Below are 20,663 nucleotides of genomic sequence, written 5' to 3'. Positions count from 1 at the left end.
GGCAGGACCGGTTCCACAGCGATCGCACATGGTCGAGACGTGCTTCGTCATGCTCTAGACCGGCTTCGGATCGAGCGTCGTCGACCACAGCGCAACATCGGCGCGGTCGCGCAAGGTCACCGTCATCTGTCCGCTGCCGCCGTCGATCCTGACGTGGCCGAAAAACTGCATTCCAGCGGACGGCGGCAAATTCTGTTTGCCAGCCCCCGGCGCCTTGATGAACTTCACCTCGGGTCCGAACGTGTTGTCGAGGTCGTTCGGGCCGAAGGTGCCGGCATGCAGGGGACCAGCGACAAACTCCCAGAACGGGTCGAATTCTTGAAACTGCGCCTTGTCGGGATTGTAGTAATGCGCGGCCGCGTAGTGCACATCCGCCGTCAGCCACACGGTGTTGACCACGCCCGACGTCTTGATGAAACGCAGGAGATCGGCGATCTCCAGCTCGCGACCGCGCGGCGGGCCGTCGCTTTGCGCAACGGCTTCCGAGCCTTTTCTGTTGCGCGCATCGTCATAGACGATGATGCTGAGCGGCATGTCGGATGCGATCACCTTCCAGGTGGCGCGTGAGTTCAACAGTTCCCGTTTCAGCCACGCGAGCTGCGCCGGCCCGAGAAAAAAACTTTCCGGCCCGTAAGCGGTCTCCTGGTTCGAGCCATTCGGTCCGCGATAGCTGCGCTCGTCCAGCATGAACACGTCGAGATGCAGGCCATAACGGAGCGTGCGGTAGACCCGTCCCGGCTCCGTGATGCTCGCGCGGATCGGATACATCTCATGGAAGGCGCGCGCTGAGCGGGCCGCGAGCAGGGCGACGTTGCGCTCCTTGTAGGCGGCAGGCAGTTCCTTGGACGACGACCAGTTGTTGACGACCTCGTGGTCGTCCCACTGCACGAAGATCGGTACCTCGGCATTGAACGCGCGCAGATGCTCGTCCATGAAATTGTACTTGTGCGCGGCGCGGAATTCGTCGAGCGTTTCGGCGACCTTTGCCTTCTCGGGCGTCGTCACGTTCTTCCAGACCTTGCCGTCGGGAAGCGTCACCTCGCTCTTGATCGGGCCGTCGGCATAGATGGTGTCGCCCGAATGCAGCAGGAAATCCGGGCGATGCTTGCGCATGGTGGCGAAGGTGAGCATGCCGCCGTCATCCGGGTTGATACCCCAGCCCTGTCCGGCAACGTCGCCGCCCCAAACGAAACTGACGTCGCGGCGGTCGCCAGGTGCGGTGCGAAACCGCCCGACCACCGGCTCGCTTTCGATGCCGGTATGGGCGAGGTCGCGAAACCGGACGCGATAGAAGATCTCCTGCCCGGCAGGCAGGTTCTCCAGCAGCATTTTCGCGGTGAAGTCGCTTTCGGGCAGCGCCGCGATCGGCGGCAAAGCCCGTGCGTCGGCAAAGGATTCATTCGTGGCGACCTCGACCAGCATTTGCGAGGGCCGGTCGGCGCGCGCCCATACCACGCCGCCGTCAGCGCCGACATCGCCCGACTGCACGCCGGAGGTGACCGTGGGCCGGTCCGCGGCGCGGCTGAGATAAGGCGTTGCAATGACGCCGATGGCGCCTGCTCCGGCGGTGGCGAGGAAATGACGCCGCGAAATTCCAGGAAGGCGGTTGCGGGAAATCCTGAACCTCATGCGGGTCTCTCCGGATCTGACGCGGGTGCAGTGTAGCACCGTCAGACCTAGAAAGAATTGATGACGGCTCGATTACCGTGTTGGCAGATCAGGCGTTGCCGGCCGCGCGGAACTGCGCGCTGGCGCGTTGCAGGTTTTGCGGCATGCTCAGCAACAGCGCCTTGCGGTCGGCGACCGCGTTGTGGAATTGCTCGATCGCGATGTTGAAAGCGGTCAACGTGCCTTCCTCGATCGTGCCGTGTTCGTAGCACAGCAGCGTGTGGCGCAAAATGTCGTCCGCTTCCGCCTGCATCTGGTCGAGCTCGTCCATCGAATCGCACTGGCGGGCGGCGCTGAGCATGTCGAGAAGTCGGTCGCGCTGCGATGTGTTGACGTTGCGCTCGTCCTTCTTGAGATAGCCGGCAAACCACGCGCCGGCGGAGCCCATCGCCGACATCGCCATCAACGTCCACCAGATGTAATCGCTGTAACGGTCGAGAAAGGTCTTTTCCTCGCCGTCGACAAAGGCGGCGGCGCCGGGATGCACGGGAATCGTGGCGTCCTTGTCGGTGTCGGGCGTTTCGATCTTTGCGGTGAGCGGAAATTCGTTCTTCAGGATTTGCCGGATGGCGAACAGTTGGCGGGTAAAAGCGGCGATGGTCGATTCCGAAATGCCTCTGCGCGCCACGATGTGATGCGCGAAACTGATGGTCTTGACCTCTGCCTCGGGCTTGTCCGGCGCGCCGCCAAAGGTCCCGGCGGGAATTTCGGAAGCCTCGTAGGCGGGGTGGTTCTGCGCAATCGCCTCCGCCGAATCGATCGCCAGGAATTTCGGCGAGCCGCCGTCGCGCGTCGAAGCCGCGATCGCGTCCGAAGTGATTTTGCTGTTGACCGGGCCGGCCGCGAGATAGGCATCCGCCTTCTGGCTGCGAATGGCTTCCGCGGCCTCGTTGGCCGGAAACTGAACGATTTCGACCTTGTCGGGATCGACGCCGTATTGCCGCAGGATCACCTTGAGCAAATTGACATTGGCCTGGGTGCGGCCGACCACGCCGATGCGACGGCCGGCGAGTTGCGTAATGTTCTTGATTTCGGGTGCGGCCTTCCTGCCCCCGGCAGCCTTGGCCTTGCCGGCCGACGGCACCCATAACACCGCGACGTTCTTGCGCAGCGTTGCCACGGCCTGCGCGTTCTTCGGCACCTCGAGGTCGCCGCGGATGATGGCGAGATCAGCTTTGCCTTCGCCGAGCAGGTTGGCGCTCGCGAGCGCGCCGTCGGTTTGCACCGGACGCAGCCGGACCTGGCTGTTTCGGGGACTATTGAAAGCCTGCGCCAGATTCTGAACCACCTTGAGATCGTCGCTGTTGGCAGGGCCAACCGCGATCCGCAGCGTCACTGGCCGCATCGCAAAGTAATAGCCGGCCGCCAGCGCGCCGACGACGGCCAGCACGCCGGCCAGCGTCACGAATGTCAGCCGTCGTTTCGCAGAGCGGGGCGAGGGGGCGGCCGGCGTTTCCGCAGAATGGGGGCCGTCGGTCATCAATCCCCGTTGGTTTGAGGGTGGAATCTTCACGCAGCCGGCACGCTTCGCTGAATATTCTAGCAAATTTTCCCGCGGAACCTTTGTTACATCTCTGTCATGGTTACCGGCGTCCGGGGCCGCCATTGGACGCACCTTGCTTGCCAATTTTGGGCATGGGATCCCCGAGGCGGCCTTGGGTGTTAGGCTTGGATGTTAGGTGACGGGCTGATTCAAGCGCGGAGGCGATCATGGCGGAACGGCTGTCGGCAGAAGCGCGAAAATCGGCGCTGGCGGAACTGACCGGCTGGTCGGAAACGGCCGGCCGCGAGGCGATTGCCCGCACCTTCACTTTCAAGGACTTCAACGAGGCGTTCGGTTTCATGTCCCGCGCCGCTCTCGTGGCCGAAAAGAACGACCACCACCCGGAATGGAAGAACGTCTACAAGACGGTGGAAGTGGTGCTGGCGACCCATGACGCCGGCGGCGTCACCAGGCGCGACATCGATCTGGCCAAGGCCATGAACGCCATCGCCGGGCAATTGGGCGTCGCCTGAGGTCACCTCTCGCGATCTTGCGGGGTGGGGCGGACATCCCCAATTCTTCATTCGTACATGTTGGCCGCGGCGATCTGCCGCGCCGGATGCGAGGGGGAGCGTCGCGATGGCATCGTCCGATCACACCGCGGGTTTTGAGCCGGCCGACCGGCTGGCGCAGGACCGCGAGAATGTGCGCCGGCGCTTCTGGATCAAGCTCAAGCGGGTGATGGCGCAGCTTCCGTTCGCCGAGGATCTGCTCGCGGCGTACTATTGTGCATTCGACAAAGAGACGCCGCGTCACGTGCAGGCGGCGCTGCTCGGCGCTGTCGCCTATTTCATCCTGCCGCTCGATTTCATGCCGGACGTGATGCCGCTGCTCGGATTCACCGACGATGCGGCCGTGCTCGCCACCGCCATCCGCCTGGTCGCAAGTCACATCACGCAGGAGCATCGCGATGCCGCCCGCGCTGCGCTGAAGCGCGGGATCGACGCTGATGAAACGACGGAATAGCGGATACCAAAAAAGCCCGTTCCGCTTGAATCGGAACGGGCTTTTGATTTTCTGGCCTTGATGAACCGGCCGCCTTCCCGGATCGACGCCGGCTTCCGCCGGAAGGCGCCTAGCGAGTCTGCGCCCTTGCGCCTCGCTCCGCTTCCCACGCCTGGAACTGCTTGAAGAGCGCCTCCTTGTCCGCGTCGGTCTTGACGCTGGCCGCCGTCGTCGGGCTCTGCTTCAGGAATTCATCGAACCTGGCGCGCGACACTGCCTCGACGTTGTGGGTCTTGAGCCATTGCTCGGCAACCGGCAGACGCTGCCAATCCGGGAGCGGCGCCGACAGCGAGACCTCCTTCCACTTCGGGTGGAACGGCGGGTTCTGGAATTTCGGAAACTTCGTGAAGAAGGCGTCCACGAACTGGGCCAGCTTGCGGTAGCGGTCGGTGTTGGGTGCCCAGTTGTAGGCAGCGAGCACCGCAGGCACGGCAATGGTATCGACCTTCGCGCCTTCGGCGATCAGGTTGGGATAGTCCTTCGAGGTCAGAGTGGCCGGCAAATAGTCGCCCTGCAGCGGCCGCGAATAGTCGACCGGAACCAGATGGAAGCGGTCGTCCTTGAATGCGGCGACGGACTTGTACGGTTTGCCGCCGACGGCAATCACGGCGTCGATCTCGCCAGCCCGCATTTTCTCCATCGCGATGCGCTGCTCGAGATAGAGGAAATTCGGTTTGATGCCGAGCCGTTCGAACACGATCGCGGCGGTTACGAAGGTGCCGCCATTGGGAAGGTCGACGCTGACCTTCTTGCCGTTGAGCTGGCTGATGTTGGTCACCGATTTCGACGCGAGGACGTACATCTCTTCATTGTAGAGCTTCGTCACATAGGTGAATTGCTTCTTGATGTCCTTGGCGAAGCCCTTCTTCTCGAGATAGTCGAGCGTGTCGGCGCGCACGATGCCGAGGTCGACGCCCTGCAGGAACAGGATGTCGGCCACGCTCTGCACAGAGCCGCGCCCGACGATCGGAAGTACGCGCAACTTGTTTCCGTCGTCGAGCACGGAAGCGAGGTCGGCACCGAACTGCACATAGGTGCCGCCGATTGTTCCTGAGATCAGCGTGACTGTGTTGGCGTTCAGCGCCTGCTTGGTGGCGACCGAACCGAACTGGAAAATGGCCTTAAGGCTTTCGCTGACTTTGGCCGGATCGTATTCCGTCTCAGCGGCCTTGGCCGCCGTATTGCTGCATGCCACCGTTATGGCAAGCAACGCCATTCCCAGTAAGTGTCGCATGGGTTCCTCTGCGCTGGTCTTGAGTAATTTTCTTGAGTAATTGCCTAGATCGAGATGACTTTTCTTCGAATCGTCATCTCGCTCTATGTCTTTGATTTGAGCATGATCTTTTCGGAAAACCGGTTCCCACTTTTCCGGATCATGCTCTAGTTCTGGAACTGGCCGAGCCGCCGCTTCGCATCAGCCGACCCGAGCTGGGCGGCCTTCTGGTACCAGAGCCGCGCCGCCGCCGGATCGGGCGTGACGCTCCGCAAATCCTGGCTGCCCAGCACTTGCGGATCATACGTTCCGGCCAGCATCAATGCCGCGTCCGCCTCCTGCGCGTCCGCCGCGCGCTCAAGCAATAGTCGGGCGGAAGTAATATCGCCGATCGCAAGCAGGCCCTTCGCTCGCTTCAGCAACGCCGCAAGTTCGTCCGGATCGATGCGACGTGCCGGAGCCGCCTCGCGCGCGGGCTCACGAACCGCCGGTGCGGCCGCAGCAACCGGGGCCACCGGATTAATCGCAGCGACGACGTCGCCGCGTGATGCTTCGAGCGCCACCGGCTCAGGCACCGCGACCTTGCCCTTGAGCGCGCTCTGATAGGCGGCGGCAATTTCGTCGCGCGTCGGCGATGCGGATGCCAGCGCAGTCGGCGGCGAGCGGCGAGCGGCCGCCATCTCCGCACCGGATGGCTCGGCGGCCAGCGGCGGCGCGGCAACGCGCTGCTGCGGCTGCGGGGCGGGCTCCGGCACCGCCGCGGCAAGCTGGGCGGCTGGCGGCGCGTTGCCGCCACCGCTGCCGCCGAGCGAGGCGTTGAAAATGACGGCCCGGGTCGAATCGATCGAAAACAGCGCGAGAACGGCCGCTATCGCCGACACGATCACGACGCCGGTTACAATGCGCCCGGCGCGCGCCTTCTTCAGGCCGCCGCTGCCGAACCTTCCGCTGCCGAACGTGTATTCGGAAAGCTGCTGATGTGACTCCTCCTCGTAGTTGGAGAGGAAAAGCGGCACCGGCTCGTGTGGTGGGAGCTCCTCCGGCAGCACATCGGTCCGCTCAAACGATGGCGCAAAAGACTGCGCATATTGCGGCTGCTCGTATTGCGGCTGCTCGTATCGGGGCTGTTCGTATTGAGGCTGTTCGTATCGGGGTGGCTCGTATCGAAGCTGCTCGTACCGAGGCTGATCGGCCTCGTACAACCGAGGATCGCTGATGGCTTCGTCGAATCTGTCGAACGGATCTCTCGCCTGAATCGGCTTGGCGTTCTCCGCCATGATGATGCTCCCCACTACTGAACGCAACGACGGGCGTTCCCCTGCACCTACTTCTTGCTCTTGTTGACGTACAGGAGCCCCTTCACTGATGGTTAAAATCGCACACGGAATGGGCTCAAAAAACGGCGGCGGCGGGTGGGAATGAGGAGATATTTTGGTATGATTGAGGCAAACAAGCGGCATCCTGCCCTTTGAAAACACGCATTGTTACCGAGAAACTATATCGGTGAGATGAAATTCATGCCGCAGGCGCGAAAAAATGTGCGCCGCTGGTCCGCGCCCGCGCAACGCGCGGACCGCTCTCGCTTCTTCCGAGTGGGCGACTAGAGCCCGGTTCTGATTGAATCAGAACCGAGCTCTAGATTTTTGTTTTGACGCGTTTTCTTGACGCGAACCGGTGTCCACCACGGATCAAGTCCGGGGCAGGCTTTCGCTGGAAAACGCTCTAAGTTCGACAGATGATCCCGCACCTCAGGGATGCAGGATCACCTTGCCCATCGCTTTGCGGCCGGCAAGCACCTTCAGCGCTTCGGCGGTTTGTGCCAGCGGAAAGGTGCGGTCGACATGCGAGGAAATCTTGCCTTCCGCCGTCCACTTCACGAGCTTTTCCAGGTTGGCGCGGTTCTTTTCGGGATTGACCCTGGTCCAGGCGCCCCAGAACACGCCGCGGATATCGCAGCCCTTGAGCAGCGCGAGGTTGAGCGGCATCTTCGGAATGTCGCCTGCCGCGAAGCCGATCACCAGGAAGCGGCCTTCCCAGGCGATCGAGCGCAGGGCGGCTTCGGCGTAAGTGCCGCCGACCGGATCGAAGATGATGTCGACGCCCTTGCCCCCGGTGAGCCGACGCAAGCCCTCTTTCAAATCTTCCTTGCCGTAGTTCAGCGTCAGCTCGGCGCCGTGCGCCTTGGCAAATTCCAGCTTCTCGTCCGACGACGCGCAGGCGATCACCTTCAGGCCCATCAGCTTGCCGAGCTCGCAGGCTGCAAGGCCGGTGCCGCCGGCAGCACCCAGCACGGCAAGCGTCTCGCCGGGCTTCGGGCTGGCGCGATCTTCCAGGGCGTGCAGTGCGGTGCCGTAGATGATGATGATCCCGGCGGCGCGGTCAAAATCCAGATTGTCGGGGATCTTCACGATCGAGCTTGCCGGCAGCGCGATCTTTTCGCGCGCGCCGTTGTGGCCGCAGGACGCCACCACGCGGTCACCGACCTTCAGGTCGGTCACGCCGGCGCCGATGCTTTCGATCACGCCGGCAACTTCGGCGGCTGGCGAAAACGGGAACGGCGGCTTGATCTGGTACTTGCCCTGGATCATCAGGATGTCGAAGAAATTCAGCGCCGCGGCCTTGATCGCGATCACGGCCTGTCCCGGTTCGGCCACCGGATCGGGCACGTCGGCCAGCACGAGATCGTCCGGTTGGCAATATTGCGAGCAAAGAATGGCTTTCATGGACACACCTGATTTTCGGACCGACGATGAGCTGACTGCTTCATGCCGGATTTGAAGCCGGGCTACAATCCGATTCGGACGCATGACTCGCGCGGGTGAAGGGGATTCAAACGATGTTTGAAAACAGCCTGTTGGCCGGAAAGCGGATATTGGTCACCGGTGGCGGCTCGGGGCTTGGAGCAGCGATGGGACGCCGCTTCGTCGAGCTTGGCGCAGAGCTCGTCATCTGCGGCCGACGGCTCGAATTGCTGGAGGCGACTGCCGCGCAGATGCGCGGTGAATTCGGCGGCAAGGTCACTGCAGTCCGATGCGATATCCGCGACGGCGCCGCCGTCGATGTGATGATGGACCAGATCTGGCGGGAGGCGCCGATCGACGTGCTGGTCAACAATGCTGCCGCGACCTTCATCGCGCAGACCGAACATCTTTCGTTCCGCGCGGCGGATGCGAGCCTGGCGCCGACGCTGCACGGCACGATGTACTGCACCCTCGCCGCGGGCAGGCGCTGGATCGACAGCAAGCACAAGGGCGTGGTGCTGAGCATACTCTCGACCTCGACGATCACCGGTCGCGCTTTCACGGTGCCTTCGGCGATGGCGAAATCCGCCGTGCTCGCGATGACCAAAAGCCTTGCGGTGGAATGGGGACCGAAGGCGTGCGCACGGTTGCGATCGCGCCCGGCGCGTTTCCGACGCCCGGCGCGTCAGGCCAGCTCCGCCCCGAGGGCCGCGATGAAAGCTGGGCGCAACGCAATCCGCTTGGCCGCGCCGGCGAGCATGGTGAACTTGCGAATCTTGCGAGCTTTCTGATTTCGGATCAGGCCGGTTACATTAACGGCGAGATGGTGGTGCAGGATGGCGGTGCGCATTTGCGCAGTTCCGGCGCCGAGGATCTGCTGCAATGGACCGATGCGCAGTGGCAGAAGCAGCGCGAGCGCCGTTCCAGGGACTGACGTCGAGCCCCGCGCGCTGAATTCGAAGGTATCAGGGACGAAGCGTCGCCGCGGCGGTGAGTAACACCGTAACTGCCTTCCCAAAAAAGCATTTCCCGGCTATCCATCCCCGGCGGCGCGAAGCGCCCGCGGGCCATCTTCCAGTCACAATAATGAGGGAACCAGTTGTCCGTGTTGCGAATACTGGCATTTCTGGTTGCGATTGCGGCGTTGTGCGGGACGACAGCCCTCGCGCAAACACCGAGCCCTGCTTCGAAGGGCGCCAAGGACTCAGGCAAGGCGGCACCTGCACCGGCGGCAAAGAAGCCGGAACCGGCAGCCGCCGCGGCGGCCGGCGGCGCGGAGCCTACCTTGATCGGTCAGTACGGCACCTGGGGCGCCTACACGGCAACGCCGAACGGCAAGAAGGTTTGCTTCGCGCTGGCGAAGCCGTCGTCGTCGAAAACCAATCCGCCGAATCGTCCGCGCGATCCCGCCTACGCCTTCGTCTCGACGCGCCCGGCAGAAAAGGTCTTCAACGAGGTCTCGATCATGATTGGCTACGCGCTGAAGCCGGGCTCGGAATCCTCTCTCGAGGTCGGTGGCGCGTCCTACGCGATGTATACCCAGGGCGATGGGCTCTGGATCAAGAACGCCGCCGAGGAAGAGCAGATGGTCAACGCCATGCGCAAATCTGCCGAGGTCACCATCAAGGGCGTCTCTGCCAAGGGCACCGAGACCACGGACGTCTTCTCGCTCAAGGGGCTGTCCCAGGCGCTCGACCGGCTGGCGCAAGATTGCAAGCGCTAGGCGGCATTTAGCCCAAATTGACGTTGTTTGCGGGCCTCGGAGGGCCTATTTGAGCACCGTAGGGTGGGCAAAGGCGCGAAGCGCCGTGCCCACCATTGAACGTTCGCGGTGGGCACGTTGCGCTTTGCCCACCCTACGCCGCCCCCAACGATCTCGTGTGAATTAATGACGCTTTCATCTTCCGTGGCGCCGCTGGAGAAGGTTCCACTCGAAACCTATGTGCCGCCGGCAAAACCCTCGCTGATCGGCCTGTCGCGCGCCGAGATCGCCGACCGGCTCGGCGAGATCGGCGTTGCGCCTTCGCAGCGCAAGATGCGCACGCAACAGCTCTGGCACTGGATGTACTTTCGCGGCGCCAAATCCTTTGCGGAGATGAGCAGCGTCTCCAAGGACATGCGCGCGCAGCTCGAGCAGCATTTTACCGTCGATCGTCCCGAAGTGGTGGCCGAGCAGATTTCCAACGACGGCACCCGCAAATGGCTGTTGCGCCTGCCGAGCGGCGACGCGTTCCAGAAGGCGCATGAAGTCGAGTGCGTCTACATCCCCGAAACCGATCGCGGCACGCTCTGCGTTTCCTCGCAGGTCGGCTGCACGCTGAATTGCTCGTTCTGCCACACCGGCACGCAACGGCTGGTGCGCAACCTCACCGCGGGCGAAATCGTCGGCCAGATCATGGTGGCGCGCGACCGTCTCAACGACTGGGCCGATCGCGAGACGCCGACCGGCAGTCGCCTCGTCACCAATATCGTCATGATGGGCATGGGCGAGCCGCTCTATAATTTCGACGCGGTGCGCGACGCGCTGTTGATCACGGCCGACAATGAAGGCATCGGCATTTCCCGCCGGCGCATCACGCTTTCGACCTCGGGCGTGGTGCCGAACATCATCCGCACCGGTGAGGAGATCGGCGTCATGCTCGCGATTTCGCTGCACGCGGTGCGCGACGAATTGCGCAACGAGCTGGTGCCGCTGAACCGAAAATATCCGATTGCCGAATTGCTGCAGGCCTGCCGCGATTACCCGGGCTCGTCGAATGCGCGGCGCATCACCTTCGAATATGTGATGCTCAAGGGCATCAACGACTCCCTCGACGACGCCAAGTTGCTGGTCAAGCTGCTCAAGGGCATTCCGGCCAAGATCAACCTGATCCCGTTCAACCCATGGCCGGGTTCGCGCTACGAGTGCTCGGACTGGGAGCAGATCGAAAAATTCTCCGAATACATCTTCAACGCCGGCTATTCCTCGCCGGTCCGCACGCCGCGCGGCCGCGATATTCTCGCCGCCTGCGGCCAGTTGAAGTCGGAGACCGAAAAACTGTCCGCGCGCGAGCGCCAGGCGCTCCGCGCCATGGCGATGACGGATTGAGCGATCCTCGCAATGACGGTGCATGAACCATGGCACTAGTCGGCCGCTTCTTCGTCATCCTGTTCGCCTTCCTCGCCGCCTGCTTCGTGGCGGGAATGATCGTGGTCGGCGCGGTGCTGTATCCGGAACTCAGCGATCTCGGCGGCGGACCGATCGACCAGGGCGCGCTGAATGTCGTGCTCGGCTTCGGCTTCATCTTCCTGTCCGGCTTTGCGCTGCTGCCGGCGCTGGTGGTCGTGCTCATCACCGAAGCGTTCTACATCCGCAGCGTGCTGGCTTACGCGGTCGGCGGCGCGATCGTCGGCGCGGCCTGCTATCTCGGCCTCGTTCCCTTCGACCCCGAGACGTTGACTTTTGATGGTATCGTGCGTCGTCATCTCGAAATCATGACCGGCGCCGGTATCGTCGCCGGCCTCGTCTACTGGCTGATCGCGGGCCGCACCGCCGGCGCCTGGCGCGAACCGCCGCCCCCGATAAAGCCGCCGCCGCCGCTGCCATCGCAGTCACGGCCGCTGTCGTGATGCAGAGTACGGCCGTCATTGCGAGGAGCGACAGCGACGAAGCAATCCATTCTGTCCGCGAATGAGAAATGGATTGCTTCGCTTCGCTCGCAATGACGGGCCTTTTCATCCCCAATCGCCTCGGCTAAACCCCGCGCCATGAACCGTACCGGACTTATTATCGCGTTGGGCTTGTCGCTCGTTATCGGACTGCTGTTTGGAATCTTTCCCGAACTCGACCTGAAGCTGGCGGCATTGTTCTACGATCCCGCGAGCACTTCGTTTCCATCGAAACAGAACGGGCTTTACGCTTTCGCGCGCGATGCCGCGATGTGGATCGCGTGGGCGCTGGCGCTGCCTGCCCTGATCGCGATTGTCGCGAAGCTGCTGCGGCCGGATCGGCCGATGTTGGTTCCGGGACGCGCGGCGGTGTTCCTCCTGGCCACCATCCTGCTCTCCGCGATCGTGCTGACCAATCTGACCTTCAAGAGCCATTGGGGACGGCCGCGGCCTGTGGTGGTAACGGAGTTCAACGGCCCCTGGGAATTCGTGCCGTGGTGGGATCCGCGCGGGGCTTGCGGGCGCAATTGCTCGTTCTTCTCGGGCGAGGGCGCGACCGCATTCTGGACCTACGCGCCCGCGGCGCTGACGCCGCCGGCGTGGCGGCCGTTGGCCTATACGGCGGCGACCCTGTTCGGTATCGCGACCAGCGTGCTACGGATGGCGTTCGGCGGGCATTTCTTCACCGATGTCGCAGCCGCCGGCCTCGTCAGCTTTTTCGTGATCTGGCTGGCCTATGCCTGGATTTACCGCTGGCCGTCGACGAGGCTCACCGATGCGCAAATCGAAGCCGCGCTGGCGCGCTGGGGCTGGCCCGGCTACCGCCTGTGGCAGCGCTGGCGCGGGCGCGAGGCGGGGTAGTCCGTCCTCAGCCGCCAGGCGCCATTAAACGCGTGCCCATTGCTGCGAAATTTGTTATTCGCGCCGTCAAGCCGCAACCGGCATCCGCCATTTCGACCGATTGGAAGCTCGATGAGTACGATCCTGAAAAGCCTGCCCAAGGGGGAAAAAGTCGGCATCGCTTTCTCGGGCGGTCTCGACACCAGCGCGGCGCTGCTGTGGATGAAGCAAAAGGGCGCGCGCGTCTTTGCCTATACCGCCAATCTCGGCCAGCCTGACGAGGCCGACTACGACGAGATTCCGCGTAAAGCGCTGGAGTTCGGCGGCGAAAAAGCCCGGCTCGTGGATTGCCGCACGCAACTGGTCCACGAGGGTATTGCCGCCATCCAGTCCGGCGCTTTCCACGTCTCTACCGGCGGCATCGCATATTTCAACACCACGCCGCTCGGGCGCGCGGTAACCGGCACGATGCTGGTGGCGGCCATGAAGGAGGACGGCGTCAACATCTGGGGCGACGGCTCCACCTACAAAGGCAACGATATCGAGCGGTTTTATCGCTACGGCCTGCTGACCAATCCGAACTTGCGGATCTACAAGCCCTGGCTCGACCAGCAGTTCATCGACGAGCTGGGCGGGCGCGCGGAAATGTCGGCATTCATGACCGCCAACGGCTTCGCCTACAAGATGAGCGCCGAAAAGGCGTACTCGACCGACAGCAACATCCTCGGCGCCACCCATGAGGCCAAGGATCTCGAGCGTCTCGACAGCGGCATCAAGATCGTCAACCCGATCATGGGCGTGCCGTTCTGGCGCGACGACTGCGCCGTCAAGGCCGAACAGGTCACCGTGCGTTTTGAGGAGGGCCAGCCCGTTGCGCTGAACGGCCAGACATTCACCGATCCGGTCGCCTTGTTCCTCGAGGCCAACGCCCTTGGCGGCCGACATGGCCTTGGCATGAGCGACCAGATCGAGAACCGGATCATCGAGGCCAAGAGCCGCGGCATCTACGAAGCCCCCGCCATGGCGCTGTTGCACATCGCCTACGAACGCCTGGTCACCGGCATCCACAACGAGGACATGATCGAGCAATACCGGATCAGCGGCATCCGCCTTGGACGGTTGCTCTACCAGGGAAGGTGGTTCGATTCCCAGGCCCTCCTGCTGCGCGAAACCGCCCAGCGCTGGGTGGCCCGCCCCGTCACCGGCGAGGTGACGCTGGAACTGCGCCGTGGCAACGACTACTCGATCCTGAACACCGAGAGTCCCAACCTGACCTATCAGCCGGAGCGGCTGAGCATGGAGAAGGTCGAGGACGCCGCGTTCTCGCCGGCGGACCGCATCGGCCAACTCACCATGCGCAACCTCGACATCGCCGATACCCGCGCCAAGCTGAAGCTTTATTCGGACACGGGGTTGCTGTCCGGCAGCGAAGGCTCGGAGATCTTCAAGCTCGAAAGCGACAAGGGCTGAGAAAGCCCTCGTGTGCCGGACGCGACGCAGCGCGTAGAATCGTAGGGTGGACAGAGCCAACGGGTCGCGCGAATGCGCGCCCAATGACAGGCTCCGCGTGCCCACCAAACTGTGACGGCGCAAGAAAGGTGGGCACGGCGCTGCGCGCCTTTGCTCACCCTACGGCGCTCCGGGTCGCCGTTATGGATACGTCATGCGGGACCGATAGATTTGCCCGTCTGAATTTCTTGCGGAGCAAGCCACATACGCTGCCCGCTCCGTGGTCCGACCGGAGCCTCGACCATGATCAAGCCTGTCACCATCACCCTCGGCTTCCTGCTTTCGGCATCAGCGGCCTACGCCCAGACGATCTATCCCATCGACCGCGCCGAAATCCTTTCCGGCGCGCGTTTCGATTTCAAAGTCGAATTTCCCGACAAGATCGATCCGGCGACGCTGAAGGTGACGGTCAACGGCCAGGACTATGCCACCGCCTTCGGCCGGGCCGGAACGTTCGTCGAGCGTGAGGATGGCAAGGACCAGTCGGCGCTGATGCTCCGCGATGTCGCGCTGACTGCGCCAGGCCCTGTCGTCGTCGAGGCTGGTGACGGCGCACGCAGCCGCAAAGTGACATGGACCGTCTACGACACCGGCCCACGCAAGGCGAAGAACGTCATCCTGTTTATCGGCGACGGGCTATCGCCCGCGCATCGCGTCGCCGCCCGTCTGCTCTCCAAGGGCATCGCGGAGGGCAAGAGCCTCGGCAAGCTTGCGATCGACGATATGCCGCACATGGCGCTGGTGGCGACCGCCGGCTCGGATTCGATCATCACCGATTCAGCGAATGCCGCCAGTGCCTACGCCACCGGCCACAAGGCCGCGGTCAATGCCATGGGCGTCTATGCGGATCGCACCGCGAGCCCGTTCGATGATCCGAAAGTGGAGACCATTGCGAGCCTGGCGAAACGACGGCATGGCATGGCAATCGGCATTGTGACCAATACCGAAGTCGAGGATGCAACCCCGGCGGCGATGGTGGCGCACACCCGCCGCCGCGCGGCCTATGACGAAATTGTCGAGCAGTTGTTCGCCGCCAAACCCGATGTATTGATGGGCGGCGGAGCTGCGAACTTCCTGCCGAAGGCCGCGGCCGGTTCCAAGCGCAAAGACGACGTCGATTACATCGCCCGCTTTCGCGAGGCCGGCTATCCGATGGCCATGACAAAGTCCGAGTTGGAAGCGACCGCGGCGAAATCGGAAACGCGCCAATTGCTCGGGCTGTTTGCCAGCGGCAACATGGATGGCGCTCTCGATCGCAAATTTCTCAAGGGTGGTGGCGTCAAGAAGTTTCCCGATCAGCCCGACCTGACCGAACAGGTACAGGCGGCGCTGAACGTGCTGTCGAGGAACGAGGCCGGCTTCTTCCTGATGGTGGAGTCCGGGATGATCGACAAATACGCGCACCTCCTGGACATGGAGCGCGCGGTCTATGACACGATCATGCTCGACAATGCCGTTCGCCAGACGCGCGACTGGGCGCGCGCTCGCAGCGACGACACCCTGATCCTGGTGGTTGCGGATCACAATCATCCCAACAGTCTGGTTGGTACCGTCAATGACGACATGAGCACGACGCCCAACGTGCCGCTGCGCGAGCGCGTCGGCACTTACGACAAAGCCGGATTCCCCAATTATCCAGCTCCCGATGCCGAGGGCTATCCGTCACGCGTCGATGTCAGCCGGCGGCTCGCGATCTTCTCGGCGAGCCTTCCGGACCATTACGAAACCTTCCGTCCGAAGCTCGACAATCCCAACGAGCCCAGCGTCAAGGGTGATGCACCGGGCACCTTCAAGATCAACGAGAAGTACAAGGATGTCCCGGGGGCCGTGCTGCGCCTCGGCAATCTGCCGGCGATGATGGGCCGGGCACCTTCAAGATCAACGAGAAGTACAAGGATGTCCCGGGGGCCGTGCTGCGCCTCGGCAATCTGCCGGCGATGATGGGCGCCAGCGTGCATTCGGGAGAGGACGTGATCCTGACGGCGACCGGCCCCGGCAGCGACCGGGTCCATGGCTCGATGGACAACACCGAAATATTCCGCATCATGGCGGACGCGCTCGGCCTCGCAGCCGCAGGGCAATAGTTTGCGCAGGCGTTCCTTGCGCGTCAGCAAAGCGATGGCGGTGCGAACATCAGTTTGACGCAGCTTCGAAAGATCATGATCTGCCGTTCGAGACGGCCGGGATCGTTCAGTGTCTTCGACATGATGATGGCGCCGTCGACGATGCAGGACAGCATGTCGGCGACATCGTCGAGGTCGATCGGCTCTCTCGGAGGATAGACCGCCGCGATGCCGTCGAGGATCGTGCGGAAGCGTGCGTTCCAGTCTCGCACGGATTGCGCGGTAAGATCGCGTATCTCACGGTCGAACAGCCGTTCCTGATAGCAGATGCTGGCGATCAGGCAGCCGGGATGTCCGTTCGGCAGATCGGCCATCGTTTCCGCAAGCAGCTTCAGTGAAATCAGGAACGCCTGCAGCGGATCGTCCGATAGCTGTTGGCCGCGCCCGAAGATTTCGTCGAACAGGCGATCATTGGTTGCGACATATCGCCGGACCATTTCGCGGGCGAGCGCGTTCTTGTCCTTGAAGTGGTAGAAGAAGCCGCTCTTGGTGAGGCCGGCCTCGGCGATCACTTCCTCGATCGAGGTCGCGCCGAATCCCTTGGCGAGCACGGCCGCCTCCGCGATCTCGAGAATGCGCTCGCGGGTGGCTTCGCCCTTGCCCTTCGGGGTCTCCAAAACTGCACTCATGGTACGGTTTCTCCACGGCCGAAAGCCGCAGGAGCTTTGCGCCCTGCCGGCAACTATCTGATTTCGTATCATTTTGCAGCTCAAGGTTCATCCGCACCACGAGCCGCCTAGGCCGCCGCGACACTATGAGGCACCAACATCGCCGGACCTGGCCGATGCGCGAGAGACGTATCGAGGTCCTCTAATTCGCGGAGATGTTGAAATGGCCAAATATCGACACGCCCTGCCGCAGCGCCGCGGTGGCGTTTTCCTCACCGATGGCGGCATGGAAACCACGCTGATCTTCCACGAAGGCGTGGAGCTGCCGCACTTCGCTGCCTTTGTGCTGCTGGATAGCGCCGAAGGGCGGGAGAAGCTGAAGCAGTATTATGCCGCCTATCTCGCGGTCGCTCGTGAGCATGGGGTTGGCTTCGTGCTCGACAGCCCGACATGGCGTGCCAATCCGGATTGGGGCACCAAGCTCGGCTATGACGCGTCCGCGCTCGCTGGGATCAATGTCCGTTCGATTGCATTGCTCGAGGAGTTGCGCACCGGCTGGGAGCGGCCAGGCGCACCCTGCGTCATCAGCGGCGCCATCGGCCCGCGCGGCGACGGCTACAAGGCAGGCAACATGCAGGCTGACGAAGCCGAGGCCTATCATCGGGCGCAGATTGCGGCCTTCGTCGAAGGCGGCGCCGACATGGTCACCGCCTATACGCTTACCAGCATCAATGAAGCGATCGGCATCGCGCGCGCCGCGCGGTCGCAAGGGATTCCGGCGGCCATCTCGTTCACTGTGGAGACCAATGGCCGCCTGGTGAAAGGAGAAACGTTGCGTGAGGCGATCGAGACCGTGGATCGCGAGACAGATCGTGCGCCCGAATACTTCCTGGTCAACTGTGCGCACCCAACGCATTTTGAAGACGCGTTGAAGGCGGGCGAAGCCTGGACCGAACGGATCCATGGCATCAGGGCCAACGCCTCGACAAAGAGCCATGCCGAACTCGACGAATCCGAAACGCTCGATGCGGGTGATCCGGCCGATCTCGGGCGGCGTTATGTTGCGCTCAGGAGCGCGTTTCCGACGATGCGCATTCTTGGCGGGTGCTGCGGCACCGATCACCGGCACGCCGCCGCCATTTGCGAGGCGTGCGTACCGCCGCAGGCCCTTACCGCCTGATTCAAAAAAAATGGCCGGGATTGTTCCCGGCCATTTTCATGTTGATCGACTGCCAGCTCAGCGCGGCGGCGCTGTGCCGGGCGGGGGCGGCGGCAGCGAGGCCTGCCCGCCGTTGAGCAGCGGCGTGATGTTGCGGATGGTGACGCGCCGGTTGACCGGGCTCGGCCCGTCGATCTGCTCCTTCAGGTACTGCTCGCCATAGCCCTGCGAGGTCAGGTTTTCCGCAGGCACGTTGAACTGTTGCGTCAGCAAGGTGGCCGCCGATTCGGCGCGGCGGTCCGACAGCGACAGATTGTCGACGTCGTTTCCGACCGCGTCGGTGTGGCCCTCGATCAGGAATACCGCGCGCGGGTTTTGCTGGATTGCGCGGTTGAGGCCGTCGGCGATCACCTGCAGCTTCGCCGCCTGATCGGGCGGGATTTCCCACGATCCGGTTTCGAAGTTGATGGTGTTGACGTCGATGCTCGGCATGCGCTGGCGCACGGTCGGGCTGTAACGGATTTCGTCCAGCGAATAACGCCGTTCGATCCGTTCCACCGGCGGCGCCATCAAGGTGTCGTAGATCACCTCCGGCTCCGCCTCCTCGGCATCGACGATGTAGCGGTTATACGGGATGCGTATCGTCGGCGGCGGCAGCGCGACAAAGAAGCCGCCGGTCGCCCGCGGATCGCGGTAGCTGTTGTCGATGATGATGACCTCGCGGCCTCGGTCATCGCGGCGGATACGGCGCAGCAACTGGCCGTCACGGCCCATCACGGTGATGACCTGGCTGCCGTCGGGCCTGATGACGACGGTACGGGTCTCGCCGCCGACGGTCTGGGTCTGGATATCACGCGCACCGTAACGGAAGCGGTCCACCTCGCTGTGACGGACATATGTCTGCCCGCCCGGATCGCGAATGATGATCCGGCCCGGTTCGGTGATGACCGTGCGGCCGCCTTCCTGAACTTCACGACGCTGGCCGCGGAAGTCGTCGAGACGTTGCGGTCCTGTGGCCCGAGTGCCCGGGGCGATCACCCGGAGTCCCTCTTGAGGTGGAGGAGGCGCCGGCAATGGTGCCGTGACCTGAGGCGCGCGCTGGAAGGCCGGCGCGACTGTTGGTGGCGCGTTCTGGACCCGGCCGGCCGGCGGCGTGGCGGCCGGGGCACCGGGTACGGCGGTCGGCGCCGCGGGAGCGGTCGTGGTACCGCCCGGCGCGGCCGGAGTGCCAGCGGCCGGGGGTGCCGTCGGCGCGGGTGTCGGCGCCGTTCCAGCGGGGGCGCCGGGAGGCGGCGCGCCGGGGCGGCCCGTCGGTGGCGTTGGCGTCGGCGTTGGGGCACCCGCGGCCGGAGGCGGTGTGCCAGGGCGTCCCTGCGGTGTAGTCGGCGCGGTCGCCGGGGCTCCCGCAGCCGGAGGCGTCGTAGGGGTGCCCGCGGCTGGTGGCGTCGCGGGCGGCGGTGCGCCGGGACGCGCCGGCGGCGCGGCCGTGCCGGGCGATGGGGCGGTGGTTGGCGACGCGGCTGGAGCCGGCGTCGGCGAAGGTCTCGCGCCGGCCGCCGGGGGTGGCGGCACGGGAGACGGCGTCCCCTTCTGAGCGGAAGGCGGTGTAGGCGTCGGCGTCGGTGCCGCCGGCTGCTTCGGCGCAGTGGGAGCTGCCGCCGGTGGCGGAGGTGGCGGTGGGGTCGGACGCGCAGGCGCCGCCGCGGGAGGTGGCGGTGTCGGAGTCGGACGTGCAGGTGCGGCCGCAGGAGGCGGCGGCGGAGCCGGCGTCGGACGCGGCGGCGCGGCTGCGGGAGGGGGTGGCGCCGGTGTTGGACGTGGCGGCGGTGCAGCCGCCGGTGGCGGGGGCGTCGGTGCCTGGCGTGGCGGTGGGGCAGCCGCCGGCGGCGGTGGGGCAGGCGTCGGACGTGGAGGCGGCGCCGCGGCGGGAGGCGGCGGAGTAGGCGTCGGTCGGCTAGGAGCAGCGGCCGGCGGCGGTGCGCCCTTCGGCGGCGGCTGCTGCCCCTTGCCTCTGCCTTCCTCTTCCTTGGCTTGCGCCAGGACAAGCGGAGCGGTCTGCGCATGCGATGCGGAGCTCGCTAGCTGCGTTACCGACAGGGCAGTTGTGGCAAGCAGCACGATGCGAAGGTTTGTCATGATGTCCTTTGGTCCCCGGAAAAGGCCTGGCCGTAGAAAAGGCCTGGCAGTAACGGAAGTGCCGTATTGAGGTATCAGTTGGTCGATCAGCAGCTAATCATTAGGCCGGATTGTGGCGGCTTACAAATCGCCCGTAGCCTTTTATTTCATGAAAGCAAAGGGTTGCATGGCCCCTCGTTCATTGGGCGTTCAGACGGTACTTTCAAAGTTTGTTTCAAAGTTTGTATCATTCGGTCCCCGGATCGGTGGCTGGGTTAGGCGTTCGTGGGCCATTCGGCCCACGCACGGGTAGCTCGTCTGGCATCTCGCCCGGCAATTCCCGCGGCTGGGGCGGCCACCGGTTCATGCACCGGTGGCGGCACCTCCGGACGAGGACGGCCCGGTGGCTCCTCGCGCGGCGGCTCCGTCGGTTGTCCCGGTGTCGCCGGCGGTACTTCCGGCGGTTCGATCGGCATCACATCTCCCGGACT

General features: G+C 63.9%; 15 protein-coding genes and 3 pseudogenes. 10 read left to right on the top strand and 8 right to left on the bottom strand.

Going from position 1 to position 20,663, the window contains the following annotated elements; genetic code table 11:
• Nucleotides 1–54: 54 nt before the first annotated feature.
• Both V1277_RS14200 and V1277_RS14195 read right to left on the bottom strand, forming a co-directional pair.
• Nucleotides 55–1,629: an alkaline phosphatase D family protein gene (locus tag V1277_RS14200; RefSeq protein ID WP_334416754.1), complete on the bottom strand. Its 1,575-nt coding sequence runs from the start codon at nt 1,627–1,629 to the stop codon at nt 55–57.
• An 88-nt stretch (nt 1,630–1,717) separates the two neighbouring features.
• Entirely contained in the window at nt 1,718–3,148 is a 1,431-nt protein-coding gene (locus tag V1277_RS14195; RefSeq protein ID WP_334416752.1) for a TAXI family TRAP transporter solute-binding subunit, read from the bottom strand.
• A 227-nt stretch (nt 3,149–3,375) separates the two neighbouring features.
• On the opposite strand from V1277_RS14195, the gene V1277_RS14190 reads away from it, so the two are divergent.
• Together V1277_RS14190 and V1277_RS14185 are read left to right on the top strand one after the other, a co-directional pair.
• Nucleotides 3,376–3,684, top strand: coding sequence for a 4a-hydroxytetrahydrobiopterin dehydratase (locus V1277_RS14190; RefSeq protein ID WP_334420377.1), 309 nt, complete (start codon nt 3,376–3,378; stop codon nt 3,682–3,684).
• Between the two features lie 106 nt (nt 3,685–3,790).
• The gene (locus V1277_RS14185; RefSeq protein WP_334416750.1) at nt 3,791–4,177 is read left to right on the top strand and encodes a YkvA family protein; all 387 of its coding nucleotides are present in this window, start codon (nt 3,791–3,793) and stop codon (nt 4,175–4,177) included.
• A gap of 109 nt (nt 4,178–4,286) precedes the next feature.
• On the opposite strand, the gene V1277_RS14180 is transcribed toward V1277_RS14185, so the two are convergent.
• From V1277_RS14180 to V1277_RS14170, 3 genes are all read right to left on the bottom strand, one after another.
• Complete coding sequence (locus V1277_RS14180) at nt 4,287–5,450, bottom strand: TAXI family TRAP transporter solute-binding subunit (RefSeq protein WP_334416748.1); 1,164 nt, start codon at nt 5,448–5,450, stop codon at nt 4,287–4,289.
• 146 nt (nt 5,451–5,596) lie between these two features.
• A complete protein-coding gene (locus V1277_RS14175; protein ID WP_334416747.1) occupies nt 5,597–6,907 on the bottom strand; it encodes a hypothetical protein in 1,311 nt (436 codons plus the stop codon).
• A gap of 270 nt (nt 6,908–7,177) precedes the next feature.
• Nucleotides 7,178–8,152 (bottom strand): NADPH:quinone oxidoreductase family protein, encoded by a 975-nt coding sequence (locus V1277_RS14170; RefSeq protein WP_334416746.1) that lies wholly within the window; start codon nt 8,150–8,152, stop codon nt 7,178–7,180.
• 113 nt (nt 8,153–8,265) lie between these two features.
• Between V1277_RS14170 and V1277_RS14165 the strand changes: the two are divergent.
• The 7 genes and pseudogenes from V1277_RS14165 (at nt 8,266) to V1277_RS14135 (ending at nt 16,251) form a co-directional block, all read left to right on the top strand.
• Nucleotides 8,266–9,104 (top strand): annotated as a pseudogene (locus V1277_RS14165) (SDR family oxidoreductase).
• A 165-nt stretch (nt 9,105–9,269) separates the two neighbouring features.
• On the top strand, nt 9,270–9,893 hold the full coding sequence (locus tag V1277_RS14160) for an invasion associated locus B family protein (protein ID WP_334416744.1): 624 nt from the start codon (nt 9,270–9,272) through the stop codon (nt 9,891–9,893).
• A gap of 165 nt (nt 9,894–10,058) precedes the next feature.
• The gene (gene rlmN, locus V1277_RS14155) at nt 10,059–11,258 is read left to right on the top strand and encodes a 23S rRNA (adenine(2503)-C(2))-methyltransferase RlmN (RefSeq protein WP_334416743.1); all 1,200 of its coding nucleotides are present in this window, start codon (nt 10,059–10,061) and stop codon (nt 11,256–11,258) included.
• A 29-nt stretch (nt 11,259–11,287) separates the two neighbouring features.
• Nucleotides 11,288–11,779 (top strand): hypothetical protein, encoded by a 492-nt coding sequence (locus V1277_RS14150; protein WP_334416741.1) that lies wholly within the window; start codon nt 11,288–11,290, stop codon nt 11,777–11,779.
• Nucleotides 11,780–11,917: 138 nt separating this feature from the next.
• Nucleotides 11,918–12,679 carry a phosphatase PAP2 family protein gene (locus V1277_RS14145; RefSeq protein WP_334416739.1) on the top strand — a complete coding sequence of 254 codons (762 nt, stop codon included), beginning with the start codon at nt 11,918–11,920 and terminating at the stop codon, nt 12,677–12,679.
• A 111-nt stretch (nt 12,680–12,790) separates the two neighbouring features.
• Nucleotides 12,791–14,128 carry an argininosuccinate synthase gene (argG, locus tag V1277_RS14140; RefSeq protein ID WP_334416737.1) on the top strand — a complete coding sequence of 446 codons (1,338 nt, stop codon included), beginning with the start codon at nt 12,791–12,793 and terminating at the stop codon, nt 14,126–14,128.
• A gap of 282 nt (nt 14,129–14,410) precedes the next feature.
• Nucleotides 14,411–16,251 (top strand): annotated as a pseudogene (locus tag V1277_RS14135) (alkaline phosphatase).
• Nucleotides 16,252–16,274: 23 nt separating this feature from the next.
• On the opposite strand, the gene V1277_RS14130 reads toward V1277_RS14135, so the two are convergent.
• Nucleotides 16,275–16,919: a TetR/AcrR family transcriptional regulator gene (locus tag V1277_RS14130; protein WP_334371850.1), complete on the bottom strand. Its 645-nt coding sequence runs from the start codon at nt 16,917–16,919 to the stop codon at nt 16,275–16,277.
• Nucleotides 16,920–17,121: 202 nt separating this feature from the next.
• On the opposite strand from V1277_RS14130, the gene V1277_RS14125 reads away from it, so the two are divergent.
• Nucleotides 17,122–18,078, top strand: a complete 957-nt coding sequence (locus V1277_RS14125) for a homocysteine S-methyltransferase family protein (protein ID WP_334416735.1) — start codon at nt 17,122–17,124, stop codon at nt 18,076–18,078.
• Nucleotides 18,079–18,135: 57 nt separating this feature from the next.
• Here V1277_RS14125 and V1277_RS14120 read toward each other — a convergent pair whose 3' ends face one another.
• On the bottom strand, nt 18,136–20,193 hold the full coding sequence (locus tag V1277_RS14120; protein WP_334416733.1) for an OmpA family protein: 2,058 nt from the start codon (nt 20,191–20,193) through the stop codon (nt 18,136–18,138).
• Between the two features lie 226 nt (nt 20,194–20,419).
• A pseudogene (locus tag V1277_RS14115) lies at nt 20,420–20,648 on the bottom strand (hypothetical protein).
• Nucleotides 20,649–20,663: the final 15 nt, after the last annotated feature.

The organism is Bradyrhizobium sp. AZCC 1588 (genome assembly GCF_036924735.1).
Classification (GTDB): Bacteria; Pseudomonadota; Alphaproteobacteria; order Rhizobiales; family Xanthobacteraceae; genus Bradyrhizobium.
Note: the sequence above shows the minus strand (reverse complement) of the source record. Positions and strands in the feature narration are given on the sequence as shown.

What these genes read in the sequence shown, in the direction of transcription:
- V1277_RS14200 (WP_334416754.1), bottom strand. Translation starts at nt 1,629, where the DNA reads ATGAGGTTCAGGATTTCCCGCAACCGCCTTCCTGGAATTTCGCGGCGT.
- V1277_RS14195 (WP_334416752.1), bottom strand. Translation starts at nt 3,148, where the DNA reads ATGACCGACGGCCCCCATTCTGCGGAAACGCCGGCCGCCCCCTCGCCC.
- V1277_RS14185 (WP_334416750.1), top strand. Translation starts at nt 3,791, where the DNA reads ATGGCATCGTCCGATCACACCGCGGGTTTTGAGCCGGCCGACCGGCTG.
- V1277_RS14180 (WP_334416748.1), bottom strand. Translation starts at nt 5,450, where the DNA reads ATGCGACACTTACTGGGAATGGCGTTGCTTGCCATAACGGTGGCATGC.
- V1277_RS14170 (WP_334416746.1), bottom strand. Translation starts at nt 8,152, where the DNA reads ATGAAAGCCATTCTTTGCTCGCAATATTGCCAACCGGACGATCTCGTG.
- rlmN (WP_334416743.1), top strand. Translation starts at nt 10,059, where the DNA reads ATGACGCTTTCATCTTCCGTGGCGCCGCTGGAGAAGGTTCCACTCGAA.
- V1277_RS14150 (WP_334416741.1), top strand. Translation starts at nt 11,288, where the DNA reads ATGGCACTAGTCGGCCGCTTCTTCGTCATCCTGTTCGCCTTCCTCGCC.
- V1277_RS14145 (WP_334416739.1), top strand. Translation starts at nt 11,918, where the DNA reads ATGAACCGTACCGGACTTATTATCGCGTTGGGCTTGTCGCTCGTTATC.
- argG (WP_334416737.1), top strand. Translation starts at nt 12,791, where the DNA reads ATGAGTACGATCCTGAAAAGCCTGCCCAAGGGGGAAAAAGTCGGCATC.
- V1277_RS14130 (WP_334371850.1), bottom strand. Translation starts at nt 16,919, where the DNA reads ATGAGTGCAGTTTTGGAGACCCCGAAGGGCAAGGGCGAAGCCACCCGC.
- V1277_RS14125 (WP_334416735.1), top strand. Translation starts at nt 17,122, where the DNA reads ATGGCCAAATATCGACACGCCCTGCCGCAGCGCCGCGGTGGCGTTTTC.
- V1277_RS14120 (WP_334416733.1), bottom strand. Translation starts at nt 20,193, where the DNA reads ATGACAAACCTTCGCATCGTGCTGCTTGCCACAACTGCCCTGTCGGTA.